The 13393-nt window shown below is 63.6% G+C and carries 12 protein-coding genes, 1 tRNA gene and 1 pseudogene; 8 read left to right on the top strand and 6 right to left on the bottom strand.

Features of this window, described 5'->3' with window-relative positions; translation table 11 throughout:
* Positions 1–296: 296 nt before the first annotated feature.
* Together PTE30175_RS26500 and ilvB are read right to left on the bottom strand one after the other, a co-directional pair.
* The gene (locus tag PTE30175_RS26500; RefSeq protein ID WP_191629232.1) at positions 297–1076 is read right to left on the bottom strand and encodes a basic amino acid ABC transporter substrate-binding protein; all 780 of its coding nucleotides are present in this window, start codon (positions 1074–1076) and stop codon (positions 297–299) included.
* A gap of 184 nt (positions 1077–1260) precedes the next feature.
* On the bottom strand, positions 1261–3072 hold the full coding sequence (gene ilvB, locus PTE30175_RS26495; protein WP_150700057.1) for a biosynthetic-type acetolactate synthase large subunit: 1812 nt from the start codon (positions 3070–3072) through the stop codon (positions 1261–1263).
* 157 nt (positions 3073–3229) lie between these two features.
* Here ilvB and PTE30175_RS26490 point away from each other — a divergent pair, with 157 nt between their 5' ends.
* The 3 genes from PTE30175_RS26490 to trhA all read left to right on the top strand — a co-directional run bounded on the left by PTE30175_RS26490 (position 3230) and on the right by trhA (position 5068).
* Entirely contained in the window at positions 3230–3706 is a 477-nt protein-coding gene (locus PTE30175_RS26490; RefSeq protein WP_150700056.1) for an Lrp/AsnC family transcriptional regulator, read from the top strand.
* A gap of 142 nt (positions 3707–3848) precedes the next feature.
* Positions 3849–4406, top strand: coding sequence for a peroxiredoxin (locus PTE30175_RS26485; protein ID WP_150700055.1), 558 nt, complete (start codon positions 3849–3851; stop codon positions 4404–4406).
* A 26-nt stretch (positions 4407–4432) separates the two neighbouring features.
* The gene (gene trhA, locus PTE30175_RS26480) at positions 4433–5068 is read left to right on the top strand and encodes a PAQR family membrane homeostasis protein TrhA (RefSeq protein ID WP_150700054.1); all 636 of its coding nucleotides are present in this window, start codon (positions 4433–4435) and stop codon (positions 5066–5068) included.
* Here trhA and PTE30175_RS26475 read toward each other — a convergent pair.
* Positions 5019–6671 carry a hybrid sensor histidine kinase/response regulator gene (locus PTE30175_RS26475; protein WP_338044481.1) on the bottom strand — a complete coding sequence of 551 codons (1653 nt, stop codon included), beginning with the start codon at positions 6669–6671 and terminating at the stop codon, positions 5019–5021. The two genes, trhA and PTE30175_RS26475, sit on opposite strands and share 50 nt — an antisense overlap.
* A gap of 317 nt (positions 6672–6988) precedes the next feature.
* Here PTE30175_RS26475 and PTE30175_RS26470 point away from each other — a divergent pair, with 317 nt between their 5' ends.
* The 4 genes and pseudogenes from PTE30175_RS26470 to PTE30175_RS26455 all read left to right on the top strand — a co-directional run.
* Entirely contained in the window at positions 6989–8044 is a 1056-nt protein-coding gene (locus PTE30175_RS26470; RefSeq protein WP_150700052.1) for an AI-2E family transporter, read from the top strand.
* A gap of 90 nt (positions 8045–8134) precedes the next feature.
* Entirely contained in the window at positions 8135–8440 is a 306-nt protein-coding gene (locus PTE30175_RS26465; protein WP_150700051.1) for a type II toxin-antitoxin system RelE/ParE family toxin, read from the top strand.
* Entirely contained in the window at positions 8437–8739 is a 303-nt protein-coding gene (locus tag PTE30175_RS26460) for an addiction module antidote protein (protein WP_150700050.1), read from the top strand. The genes PTE30175_RS26465 and PTE30175_RS26460 overlap by 4 nt, the downstream gene beginning before the upstream one ends.
* Positions 8740–8780: 41 nt before the next feature.
* Positions 8781–8921 (top strand): annotated as a pseudogene (locus PTE30175_RS26455) (AI-2E family transporter); the annotation flags it as partial.
* A 367-nt stretch (positions 8922–9288) separates the two neighbouring features.
* On the opposite strand, the gene PTE30175_RS26450 reads toward PTE30175_RS26455, so the two are convergent.
* Positions 9289–9375: transfer RNA gene (locus PTE30175_RS26450), tRNA-Leu, on the bottom strand.
* Between the two features lie 283 nt (positions 9376–9658).
* Here PTE30175_RS26450 and hpnD point away from each other — a divergent pair.
* The gene (gene hpnD / locus PTE30175_RS26445) at positions 9659–10483 is read left to right on the top strand and encodes a presqualene diphosphate synthase HpnD (protein ID WP_150700049.1); all 825 of its coding nucleotides are present in this window, start codon (positions 9659–9661) and stop codon (positions 10481–10483) included.
* 28 nt (positions 10484–10511) lie between these two features.
* Here the strand turns inward: hpnD and PTE30175_RS26440 are convergent, their stop codons facing one another.
* On the bottom strand, positions 10512–11732 hold the full coding sequence (locus tag PTE30175_RS26440) for a DUF1501 domain-containing protein (RefSeq protein ID WP_150700048.1): 1221 nt from the start codon (positions 11730–11732) through the stop codon (positions 10512–10514).
* 33 nt (positions 11733–11765) lie between these two features.
* Complete coding sequence (locus PTE30175_RS26435; RefSeq protein ID WP_150700059.1) at positions 11766–13202, bottom strand: DUF1800 domain-containing protein; 1437 nt, start codon at positions 13200–13202, stop codon at positions 11766–11768.
* Between the last annotated feature and the right edge of the window lie 191 nt (positions 13203–13393).

Raw genomic sequence — 13393 nt, 5'->3', positions numbered from 1 at the left:
AGCAATGTGCCGGCGATCACGCAGATCACCGTGCACTTGAGCGTCATCAGCGTGCCTTCCACGAACAAAGGCATGTATTCGCTGATGATGTTCCACTGGAACGCACCCATGGACCACCTTACAAACGATAGCAAACAATGGAAAACGATTATCGGCGCATCCCGCCCGGCGAAAGCCGGGGGGCCGACAAACTCAGAAATGCCTCGCGGCCCGGGCTTGGCAGGACGCTTTCGTCAGCGTCTGTCAGCACGGGCCGCGAGGGGGCCCGAACAGGGCGCAAACAGGCCCTGGTCGGCTTACTGTTGCGGCAGCGTCGGCACGTCCGCGTCGAACCACTGCTTGTAGATCCTGGCGTAGGTGCCGTCGGCCACGATCTTCTTCAGGCCCGTGTTGATCTTGTCCAGCGCCACCTTGTTGCCCTTCTTCACCGCAATGCCGAAGTACTGGCGCTTGAACTTCGCGTCATACACCAGCTTGAACGGCTTCTCCGGGTGGCTCTTGATATAGAACTTGATCACCCCGACGTCGCCCACCGCCGCATCCACCCCCCCCCGATACAGCTCTTCGAGCATCAGCGGCGTGTTGTCGAAGCGCTTGATCGCCGTGCTCGCCTTGCCCAGCTCTTCCGACACCGAGATGTCGCCCGTGCTCGAGTTCACCACGCCCACCTGCAGCTTCTTCAGGTCCGCCAGGCCCGCGACCTTCGCGTTCGGGCCCGTGATGATCACCTGGTCGGCCGGGAAATACGGCGCCGAGAAATCCACCATCTGCTGGCGCTTTTCCGTAATCGTGATGCCCGACACGATGATGTCGCGGTCCCCCTGGTCCAGCGTCGCGAAGATGCCTTCCCACGGCGTGCTCACCAGCTTCACGTTGAAGCCGCCCGCACGGCCGATCGCCTTGATCACGTCGATGTCGAAACCGACCAGTTCCTTCTGGGCCGTTTCGAATTCGAACGGGCGGTACGTGCCGCCCGCGCCCACGACGTAGGTCGGATCGGCGGCAAGTGCGGCCGGCACCGCGGACAGGGTCGTCAAAACACAGGCGGCGGCCATCACGAGGCGCTTGAGCAACATGTTGATTTCCTTGGCGAGAATTTGTAAAAGGCGCAATGATACTCCTCGCCGCCGGCATATCGTAAAAATCCTGAACAGATTGCCGGGCCGTTGCCTTCCCGCGACGAAGCACCCCATTCCCGCCCGGTGAGAATGACTTAAAAACCCCGACAAATCAACGCGCAACCGCTACGGCCGGCGTCCTTCAGAAGGCACCCTGCGCGATACCACCGCTCGCTTGACCGGGCCCGAAAACCATGTCACGGTAGCTTTTTCCGGCCGGGATCATCGGGAAGACGTCATCCTCCCGCGCCACGAGCACGTCGAGCAGATACGGTTCTTGCGGATCGGCCAGCATGCGCGCCAGCGCGGCCGGCAACGCGTCTGCGGTCGTCACGCGCGCGCCGGCAACGCCGTAGCCGGCGGCGATCGTCACGAAATCGGGGTACGGATGCGCTTCGCCCGGCGTGCCCGCCGCCGTCGGATCGACCAGCGACGAGGCCACGCGGTTCTTCGCATAGATCATGTCCTGCCACTGCCGCACCATGCCCAGCCATTGATTGTTGATGACGAGCACCTTGACGCCGAGGCCATAGCGCCGGCACGTGCTCAATTCATTGACAGACATGTTGAGGCTGCCGTCGCCATCGATGTCGATGACGGGGACGTCGGGCAGCGCCGCCTTCGCGCCGATGGCCGCCGGCAAGCCGAAGCCCATCGTCCCGAAACCGGCGCTCGACAGGAAGGTGCGCGCCTGACGCAGCTTCAGGTGCTGCATCGCCCACATTTGATGCTGGCCGACGCCGGTCGTCACGACCGCTTCGGCCGGCAACAGCGCCGCCAGCGCCGTGATGACGCCCACGCCCGTCAGCGTACCGGCCTGTCCGGCATCGCCGGCACGGAGCGGATGCGCCTCGTGGCGGTCGCGCAAATACGCATGCCAGCTGTCCACGTCACGGCGCTGCGCCACCGCGAGCAGTCCGTCGAAGGCATCGCGCAGATCGGCATGCACGCCCAGCGTCACGGGCTTGTTCTTGCCGATCTCCCCCGCGTCGACGTCGATGTGGACGATCTTCGCGTGCCGGGCGAATGCCGCCGGATTGCCGATGACCCGATCATCGAAGCGCACGCCAAGCGCCAACACCAGGTCGGCCTCGTTGACGGCCACGTTAGCGCAATAAGCGCCGTGCATGCCAAGCGGGCCGAGCAACAGCGGATGGTCGTCGGCCATCGCGCCCAGGCCCATCATGGTCAATGCCACCGGCACGTTGAGCTTTTCGGCAAGCGCCGTCAGCTGCGCGCCCGTGTCCGATGCAATCACGCCGCCGCCGGCGTAGATCACCGGACGCTCGCTTTGCGCCAGCAGCGCAGCGATGCGCGCGGCCGAGTCCGCCGTCATGCCGGCAGGCGCGGGTGACGCGAAGCGCTTGTCCGTAGGCTGTTCGGGGCGGGCCTGCTGGATATCCTTCGGGAAATCGACAAGCACCGGCCCGGGGCGGCCAGCCAGCGCGCAAGCGGCGGCCTCGCGCAACGCCGCCGGGATCTCGCGCGCCTCGCGCACCTGGCGCGCCAGCTTGGTCACGGGCTTCGTCACGGCGACGATATCGACTTCCTGGAATGCGTTCTTGCCCAGCCAATGCGTGGCCACGTTCCCGGTGATGGCCAGGATAGGGACCGAATCGCTATTGGCGTCGGCGATGCCAGTCACGAGATTCGTTGCCCCGGGGCCGGACGTCGCCAGGCAAACGCCCAGCCGCCCCGTTGCGCGGGCATAGCCTTGTGCCGCAAATACGGCGCCTTGCTCATGTTCGGTACGCACCAGCATGATCGCCACGCGCGATAGCGCGTCGAGCATTTCAAGATTGGCGCCGCCCGGGTAACAGAAGACCGTCGTCACGCCGATATCCACGAGCGTGCGGGCGATCAGGTCTGCGCCCTTGGCGGCAAGCGGGGTGACAGCGTCGGACATGGCGCCGGTGGCGTTTTCGCAAGTGGGCAGATTCAGGTCGAATTTCATATTCGCTTCAGGTTGGGGACCGGCGCATCCGGCGCCTGTTCAGGGGACATTGCCATCAGCTTATGGGTTTCGGCCGGCAATTGCTTCGCGTTTCATTGACAAAATCGAACAGAATACACATGATCCATTCATTTCATCGGCAAATATCAACGCGATCATGCAGATAGATGATTTTGACGAAAAAATCCTTGCAATCCTTCAGGAAGATGCCTCGCTGTCCGCCGCGCAGGTGGGCGAAAGGATCGGCTTGTCGCAGTCGCAATGTTGGCGGCGCATCGATCGCCTCGAAAGCGAGGGCGTGATCGAAAAACGCGTCGCCCTTGTCGACCGGAAGAAGATCGGCCTGAACGTTATGCTCTTCGCGCACGTGAAACTCGCCGGCCACAATCGCAATGCCCTGCCGGAGTTCTCCAAGGCGATTCAGGACTTTCCGGAAGTGATGGAATGTCACGTGCTGATGGGCAATGTCGACTTCCTGTTGCGCATCGTGACGCGCGATGTCGACGCCTACGAGCGCTTCTTCTTCGAGCGGCTTTCCCAGTTGCCGATGGTACAGGAGGTCAACTCGATGATTGCCCTGTCACAGATCAAGTCGACAACGGTCTTGCCTGTGTCGAGCGCCCGAGCAACGTGACAGGGATAGTCCCGAGTTCGCCCGCACAGCCGCGTCAGGCTTGGCTCCGGCGAGGGAGGCAAGGCCTTCGTCCGGGTTGGTCCGGTTGGACAGCAACGATGCGGGACTCTATGCTTAATCAACGACTTTTCAGGGGGAACGCATGAAACGATGGTTCGGTGTGCTGTTGGCGGCGGCCGTGGTCGGCATCACGGCCTGGTGCTTCATCCCCGCCCACGCAGCACTCAAGAATGGCGAGCGGGCGCCGGACTTCACGGCGCAGGCATCGCTCGGCGGCAAGGTCTTTTCGTTCAGGCTCGCAGAAGCGCTGAAGAAAGGTCCCGTCGTGCTTTACTTCTACCCCGCCGCATTCACGACCGGCTGCACGATCGAAGCGCACGATTTTGCCGAAGCGACCGGCACCTACACGGCGCTTGGCGCCACGGTGATTGGGGTGTCGCACGACAACATCGATACGCTCAACCGTTTTTCCGTCAGTGAATGCCGCTCGAAGTTCGCGGTCGCCGCGGACACCAACCAGCACATCATGCGGGCTTACGGTGCGGTACTCGCGCTCAAGCCCGATATGGCCAATCGCGTGTCCTACGTGATCGCGCCCGACGGGACCGTGGTGTACAGCTACGTCAGCCTGAATCCTGAAAAACACGTGGAGAAAACGCTCGACGCTCTGAAAAAGTGGCGTGCGACACACCCGACATAGTTGGACCCGAGTAGCACCGCACGACCATGCGCACCGAACGCGTCCAGACTCACGGCGAGGAAATCGCCAACAGTGCGAGCCACGCCCTCGCCTGTCTGGCCGCGTTGTCCGCGACTCCCTTTCTTTTCGAACCCAACCGCCCGCTCTTGCCGAGTCGGCAGGCAGGAATCGCCGTGTTCGCGGTGACCATGATCCTGGTCTATCTCGCGTCGGCCCTGTACCACGGCTTGCCGCCTGGACGCGCCAAGCAGGTGGCCATGCGCGTCGATCATTGTGCGATTTTCCTGTTCATCGCAGGCACGTACACCCCTTTCACGATGAAGATCCTGCACGATCCGTGGGGTTGGCCGTTGCTGACCGGCATCTGGACACTGTCGCTGGCCGGACTCGTCGCCACGGCGCTCGACTGGATCGAGCGGCCCGTCGTCTCCACGTTGCTCTATCTCTCGCTCGGCTGGATCGCGATGCTCGTGGCCGGCCCCGCGCTGTCGCATATGCCCGCGCCCGGCGTCGGGTGGCTGTTGGCCGGCGGCGCCGCCTACACGGTCGGCGCAGCCTTCTACGCGCTCGACGGGCAAATCAAGTTCGGCCACCTCGTTTGGCATCTGTTCGCTATCGGCGGGACGACTTGTCATTGTCTGGCGGTGGTCCGTTATCTGTAGCCGACGCGCGAAACATCCCCTCGATCTGACGCACCAGCCCCCGGCAGGCGCGTAATGCCGACGGCAATCCCCCCTCCGACAGCAGCCGTTCGACATCCCGGCAGCGCTGCACCATCGCCGAGGCGCCCACGGCAGCGAACCCGCCTCGAATCCGGTGGAGTCGATGTGCGACGTCGGCTGCATGACGGCGGCCGATGGCCTCGCGCAACGCGCCGGCATCCGCGCGCATCGCCTGGCGCAGGATGTCCTGGGCAACCGGATCAAGGGCGAGGTGCGGCCGCTGCACGGGCTGAGCGGACTGCAAGGGCTGCGGGGGCCTTGTGGCCAATGCCGCGACGAGCTGCTCGCCGCTGACGGGCTTGATGAACGTGCCTTCGAGGCCAGCTGTCCGGGCGCGCAGTTCATCGGCATCGTTACCGGTGACCGCCCATATTCGCGGGACGCGCGCGCCTCGCGCCTTGGCGCGCTGCAGCAGTTGCGCGGCAAGCCGGTAACCGTCGTCATCGCCGAGCCGGATGTCGGTCAGCACGACATCGATGCGCGCCGCCTCGGCCAGCGCCAGCGCCTGCAAGGCGCCGGCCGCCGTCTCGACGTGACAGCCAAGGGCGGTCAATTGTTGCGCAAGGACCAGACGATTCATCGGGTGGTCGTCGACGACGAGCACCCGCGTGTCCTGCAACGCCGCAGGCAATGTGGGCGGCGCCTTGGCCGAGGTCCGCGGGATACGGTGCCGGTGTGGTGCACGTACCCGCTGGAGCGTCAGGTCGAAGGAGAAGCACGACCCTTCGCCCGCCACACTTTGCACGGACAGCGTGCCGTTCATGCGCCGGACCCACTGTTGCGACATCCACAGACCAAGTCCGAATCCGCCGTAGTTCGGCTGGATCGACGCGCTTGCCTGTCCGAACGCCTGGAACAGTCTGGCCTGCTCATGCGCCGACATCCCGATTCCCGTATCCTCGACGGAAATGCGCACTGCCACGGCTTCGTCCACTGCACGGGGCGCGTGCACCCGGACCGTCACCCGGCCGTCGTGCGTAAACTTGATCGCGTTGGCCATCAAATTGCGCACGACCAGCATCACCCGATCAGCATCGCCCAACAGCCAGTCAGGCAGTGTGGCGTCAAATCGGCCGACGAGCGCCACGCCCTTGGCGCGCGCCGTCGGCAACAGCAGCGCGATTTCGGCGTCGAGGCGCGCACGAAGATCGAAGGCAGCGACAGACAGCGGAAATCGCTTGACCTGGTCACGGTTGAACTGCAGCGCATCGTCCAGTCCGCGCCGAAGTTCATCGACGGCATTGCCGACCAGCACGAGGCGCTGGGAGGCACCCGCAGGCAGCGTCTCCTTCGCGAGCAATTCCAGATGACCGGCGATCGACTGCAACGGAACGCGCAGTTCATGATTGATAGCGGCGAAGAGAATGGTATTGGCGTCTTGCCGCGAAGCGCACCGGCAGTCCTCGGCCGCGGATACGCTTCCAGCTACCGACGCGGCCGAGGATGGCGCGCGTCGGGGCAGGCGCCCCCAGCATCGGGAAAGCCACTGACGGACGTTTGACAAGGTGCTGCGAGCTGGAAAATCACGAGAGGTATCGATCATCGGTTTGGCGGGCGGCAGCATGACGATGCCGCCCGATAAGTGAAAATCTTCAAACCTTCAAGTGTCCTCGTTCGCGGCCCGCTAGTGTGTCAGGCAATTCTGATCTTCATACCCCCGAGCGCCATTTTCGGAATTCGTGAACTCTGACGCGAACGCGTTGCACGCAAATGCCGGCATCGCCTTGTGTGACAAGGCTTTATCCGACTCAGAGCATTCCTAAATGTCGTGAACCGTCGAATTTCGAGCGTGTGGCGGAGGCAGCCGTCGACCGGGTGGTAGACTCACCAAAGCAAGCTACACGGACCGACGAAAGCGCCATGACTGAGAACGACCGCAACATCAAGGTATTCTATTTTCTGCTGACGGCCGTTTCCCTCGCTCTCGTCTGGATCCTTCTCCCCTATTTCAACGCCATATTCTGGGGCGCGATTCTTGCGCTGATCTTCCAGCCGCTGCAACGCCGGCTGACGATACGGTTCGGCAATCGGGCCAACCTTGCGGCGCTCACGACGTTTGTCCTGTGCGTGTTCGTCGTGATCTTGCCGATGCTCTTCATGGTGGGCGCGCTGGCACAGGAAGTCGCTGCTGCGTATCAGAACATCAAGAGCGGTCAATGGGACATCGGCGCGATTTTCCAGAAAGGCCTGGCGGTGCTCCCCCAATTCATGCAACGGGCGCTGGACCGGCTCGGCTTGTCGGACGTGGCCGGATTGCAGGCGAAACTGTCGGAGGGCGCGGCGCAGATCAGCCAGTTCATCGCGTCTCGCGCGCTGAGCGTGGGACAGAACACATTGGACCTGGCGATCAGTTTCGGCGTCATGCTGTACCTGGTCTTTTTCCTGCTGCGCGACGGCACGGTGATTGCCCGGCGCGTCCGGGAAGCGATCCCGCTCGATGACGCGCACAAGCGCAAGCTGTTGAGCCGTTTTTCCACGGTCATACGCGCCACGGTGAAGGGCAATGTCGCCGTGGCGGCCGTTCAGGGGTTGCTGGGTGGGCTGGCGTTTCTCGCCCTGGGTATTTCGGGATCGCTGCTGTGGGGAACGGTGATGGGGTTCCTGTCGCTGCTGCCGGCCATCGGCTCGGCGCTGGTGTGGGTGCCGGCCGCGGTTTACTTCCTGATGATCGGGGCGATCGGAAAGGCCATCGCGCTGGTGCTGTTCTGCACCCTGGTGATTGGCACGATCGACAATGTCCTGCGCCCGATTCTGGTCGGCAAGGATACGCGCCTGCCGGACTGGGTCATCCTGATTTCGACCCTGGGTGGCATGTCCGTCTTCGGCATCAACGGATTCGTGATCGGCCCGCTGATCGCGGCGCTGTTCGTCTCATGCTGGGATATCCTGCTCGTCGAAGGGCGGCAGCAGGAGTAATGGGGGAGCGCGACGGTTTTCACAATATGGACCAAAGCGCCGCAACGAATTGCCATTGACATCCGTATCCGATTGGATACAATGCTGCACATGTACACGCTCTACCGGACCGCCGAGTTCGATACTTGGCTATCACACCTCAAGGACTTAAAGGGCAAAGCCAAGATTCTGGCCCGATTCAAACGCGCCGAACTAGGCAACTTTGGCGACTCGGAACCGATCGGCGATGGTTTGTCTGAAATGCGAATCGACTTCGGCCCCGGCTATCGCGTTTACTACGGACGGGAGGGCACTATCACCTACCTGCTCATTTGCGGTGGTGACAAATCGACGCAGAAGGCCGACATCAAGCGTGCCAAGGAAATGTGGGCAACGATCAAGAAGGAGTCATCATGAGCAAAACTGAAATCGCACGTTTTGACGCATCCGACTATCTCGACAGCGAAGAAATGATCGCCGAGTACCTGAATGCGGCACTCGAAGAAGGTGACACAGCAGTGCTTCTTTCTGCCATCGCAGATGTCGCCAAGGCCCGCGGCATGACAAAGGTGGCCGCCGATGCCGGCCTCGGCCGTGAAAGCCTGTACAAGGCACTCACGCCTGGCGCGAAACCTCGTTTCGACACGGTCATGAAGCTCATGCACGCTCTCGGCGTCAAACTGACAACCGTACCTGAGACGGTTATTCACGCATAATCGCTTACGTAACGTGCGCGAGAAATACGGGGAACAATAGCCCAAACTGGGCCATCCTGATTTCGACGTTGGGCGGAATGTCCGTCTTCGGCATCAACGGATTCGTGATTGGCCCGCTCATCGCGGCGCTGTTTGTCTCGTGCTGGGATATCCTGCTCGTCGACGGGCGGCAGCAGGAGTAATGGGCCGGCGAACTCGATAAGTGTCGGCAACGATCAAGAAGGCGTCATTGAGGTTCCCCCGGGGCGCTGCACCGCTTTGAATGACGCCACCGACAACCCGGCACCGCCCGGGCCTGCAGCAACCTCAATAAAATTGGACGACTTAACGCTATTGTCAGTCGCCATGCTCGCCATGTCTGTGATCACGTCGGGCCGAACAGAGGCGGTGCACGCAAACGTGGCCTCGATAGGCGCGCTTATCGGCGCCAGTCATGACTGCGACTCAGACGAGCGAAAGCCTGTCTGGACGGATGCCGTGCCGCGAATACCTGCGCAGAAAAATCGGGGAAGCAGTGAGAACCTGCAGAACCGATGCTGAAAGGGCGATTGGTGCGAGGAAGGGGACTCGAACCCCTACACCATTTCTGGCGTCAGGACCTAAACCTGGTGCGTCTACCAATTTCGCCATCCTCGCAGCCCGTCGGCAGCCGGCAGAGGTCATCCGCCGTTTTGCCACCTACAGCATCGGGATCGACGACATAAAAAGGGGCGACTGTTTGCCGCCCGCTCATGTGTCAAAGCAGGCCAGCATTTTACACGAAGCCTGACGCCGTGTCGAAAAATTGCGGCCCGTTTCCGGCGCGGCGACGCAGTCGTCCCCACGATGCTAGAATCCGCACCAATTCCCGGGCCCCGTTCGGCATGCCACGGTCTCCGTCCATGCCGCCACGACGGCCGCCGCTCACAGAATGCTTCGCATGAACCCCGACGAATACTGCCGCCAGAAAGCCGGCCCGCCCGGCTCCTCGCTTTACTACGCCCTGCTCCAACTGCCGCCCTCGCGGCGCGCCAGCGCATACGCCGTCCACGCGTTCTGCCAGGAAATCGCCGACATCCGCAGCGCCGTGCACGACCCCGGTGTCGCGCACGCCAAACTCGACTGGTGGCGCAACGAAATCGATAACATGCTCGCCGGACGTCCGGCGCACCCGGTCACGCAGGCGCTCGCCCCAAGCCTCAAGGACAGCGGCATCACACGCGATCACCTCGTCGGCGTAATGCATGGCGCCGAGATGGATCTGGCCCAGATGCGCTACCTCGACTTCCCCGGCCTTGACCACTACTGTGACGCCGCCGGCGGCGCCCCCGCCGAGCTCGCGGCCCACGTGTACGGCTTCCAAAGTCCCGACACGCCAGCGCGTGCCCGCGCACTCGGCCACGCGCTGGCGCTGGCGCGGCGTGTGTCCGACGCCGGCGCCGACGCGCGGCGCGGCTATGTCTACCTCCCGATCGACGAACTGCAACGTTTCGGCGTGACCGCCGCCGACCTGCAGAATGGCCGCTATTCGGGTAAGTTCGCCGATCTCATGAAGTTTCAGACGGACCGCGCACGCGATGCACTTTCCGCCGCGCGCCGCGCCATTCCCAAGATCGATCGCCGCCGGCAGAAGCCGCTGCTCGCGCTCGCCGCGCTGCAAACCGCCCTGCTCGACGAAGTCGCCACAAGCGGCTACCAGGTGCTCCATCAACAGATCGATCTCACGCCACTGCGCAAATTCTGGCTCGCCTGGCGCGCCAGATGACCGCCAGCCGCCAATCGCCGATCGCCGATCAGGCGCGCAGTATGTCGAGCGGCCGGAAGCGCCCCAGCAGCACCGGCTGCGAAGGCATGCCCCACCACCGCTCGAGCACCGTCGCGTAGATCTCGCGGAAGTCCACCGCAAACGGCAGATTGCCATTTCCGTCGAGCGAATCGAGCCGTGGCGCCTGGCCATACAGCCCGCCACGCACACGTCCGCCCGCAATGAAATGCGGTGCGACCGTGCCGTGATCGGTGCCCGCGCTCTGATTCTCGCGCGGACGCCGGCCGAACTCGGCATACGTCATGATCATCGTCGACGACCAGCGCCCCAGTTCCGTAAGGCCCGACTTCAACGCCACCATGCCTTCCGCAAACTGACGCAGCAGATTCGCTTGCTGCCCCGGCTGGTTCTGATGCGTGTCGAACCCGTTCAGCGTCAATCGCAATACCGCAACGCCACGCCCGTCGAGCGGCACGCCCGCCGGCGAATCCGCTGCCGCCACAACCTGCAACGCCGTCTTCACGACATTGCCGAACGCGCCGCCCGGTACGGCGGTCTTGAGGACATACTGCCCTTGCCTCGGCCGCAAGCCGTCCGCAGCGCGTACGATGTCACGTTCAACCTGGAGAATGTGCGCCAGCGCAGGGTTCGCCTCGCGCACGCTCGCCGGCGTCGCAAGACTTGCCGCGCGCAGGAATTGCGCAGGGTTCGTCAGCGTGACCGCACGCGCGCCGCCGCCGAGCGGCCCCGGCTCCGCGCTGCCGACGATCACGCCGTCCGCGTCGAACCCCGCCGGCACCGCACGCGCCGCAAACGCGCGCGTGAGCCAACCATCGCGCAGATACTCGTCGGAACGCGAAGCGGTATTCCATATCTCGATGGAACGGAAATGTGACAGGTTCGGTTGCGGATAGCCCACGCCCTGTACGATCGCCAACTCGTGCGCCTGCCACATCGGCAGCAGCGCCTGCAACGACGGGTGCAGCCCCGTGCGTTCGTCGAGCTGGATCACCTGTTCGCGCTTGATGCCGATTTTCGGGCGCAGCGCCAGATATTCGGGGTCGGCATACGGTGCGACGGTGTTCAGGCCGTCGTTGCCCCCTTTGAGCTCGATCAGTATCAGCAGGTTGGCGTAACCCGATCCCCCCGGGCCGGCGGCATCCGCACGCGCGGCGGCCAGCAGAGGCTTCGGCAGCAGCAGGGCCGTACCCAGCCCGCCGGCGAAATTCAGGAAATCACGACGTCGCATCGGAACACCTCGCTTGCGTGCGCATTTCAATGCTCATTTGAGTTGATACGCAGGATCCATCAACAGGGTCTGCAAATACGCGGCGCTTTCCGCCTGGGCGACTTGCGCAGCCACGGGTGCGACCGCCACGACCGCACGCTGCATCGCCTTCTGCGCGTCCGCGCCCGGCACATCGACCGGGTTCAATCCGTAGGGCGCAAGCCAGCGCGCCAGATCGAAACGCACGCCGCCCACCGTGCGCGGCATCGTGCCGCCGCGGTTCAGCGCAACGCGCTGCATGCCCGCATCGGGTATCGACGCCGCCCCATGCCCGCCGCCGGCATTGGCCATTTCCGTTGCCCGGAACAGTTGTTCCACGAACTGCTTGCGTGCGAGCAACGTCGAGCTGTCGATCCATGCATCGCCGCCCGGCCACCCCTTCACATTGGGCGGACGGAACAGATCCTGCCCCAGGGCGCGCATGCGCTGCGCCAGGAAAAGGCTGTCGTCGTAGCCGATATCGAACTCGCGCACTGCGTCGACCACGAATTCGGCCGGCGACTTGACCAGCGTGCCGCGCACGCGTGGATCCCAGAATGACGCACTCGACAGCAAACCGCGCATGGCGACGCGAATCTCATAACCGCTCGCCCGAAAATCGTCCGCGATTCGCGCAACCTGCGCCATGTCGGGCGTCGGCGACACAAATTCGCGCCACAGTTTAGTCACGACAAATCGCGCGGTCTCGGGCCGGGCCAGCAACAGGTCCAGCATTTGATCACCGTCGAAGTTGCCTTGCTGGCCGAAAACCGTCTTGACACCGTCGTCGTGGAAGTTGGGCCGCCAGAGGTAAGTCATCGTCGGACGACCGACACTCCAGCCCGTATACGCGCGGGCGGCCTCCTTGATGTCCTGCTCCGTGTAATTACCCTCGCCCAGCGTGAACAACTCCATCACTTCACGCGCGAAGTTCTCATTGGGACGCTCCTTGCGGCTCGTGGCGCCGTCAAGATAGATCAGCATCGCCGGGTCCTTGGACACGGCGTGCAGCATCGCACCAAAATTGCCGAGCGCCTCGCGCCGCAGCAATACGTTCTGACGGTACAGCAGCGCCGGTTCGCGCACTTTGTCGTCGCTCGACACGAAATGGTTGTGCCAGAAGAGGGTCATGCGCTCGGTCAGGGGCGACGGTGTCGTCGCCATCTCCTGCGCCCACCACCCGTCGAGCTGCTGAGTCATCCGGTTGCGCCGCTGATTGAGCGCTTTGCGTTCATCGTCGGTCAGTGTCTTGCCCTGCGCGCCGTAAAGCGGCGGGTCGCCGCCCCATTCGGGCGGGGCGGTGACCGCCGTGCGGCGCACTTGCGCCAGCAGACGATCGACGGCGGCCGCACGCGTGACGCCGACATAGGACGCCAACTCCCGGGTGTCGGGCGCAAAGCCCGCACGCGTGAGCAGGAAACGGGCGTCGTCGGCCGACAAGAGGCGTTGCATGGGGTCGGTGGCGGCCGCATCCGCCGCATCCGCCGCATCCGCCGCACGCGCCGTATCGGCGTGACGGTGAACGGTCTTCGCATGAACATTTGCCACGCCGCCCAAGCCGCCGACGGCGGCAATCGCCATGGCCGCCGTCAGCACGCGGCCACAAAAAAAGCCAGCACGCGATGTGGCTGGCTTGTTTCCCT

The sequence above is a fragment of the Pandoraea terrae genome, assembly GCF_902459695.1.
Classification (GTDB): domain Bacteria; phylum Pseudomonadota; class Gammaproteobacteria; order Burkholderiales; family Burkholderiaceae; genus Pandoraea; species Pandoraea terrae.
Note: the sequence above shows the minus strand (reverse complement) of the source record. Positions and strands in the feature narration are given on the sequence as shown.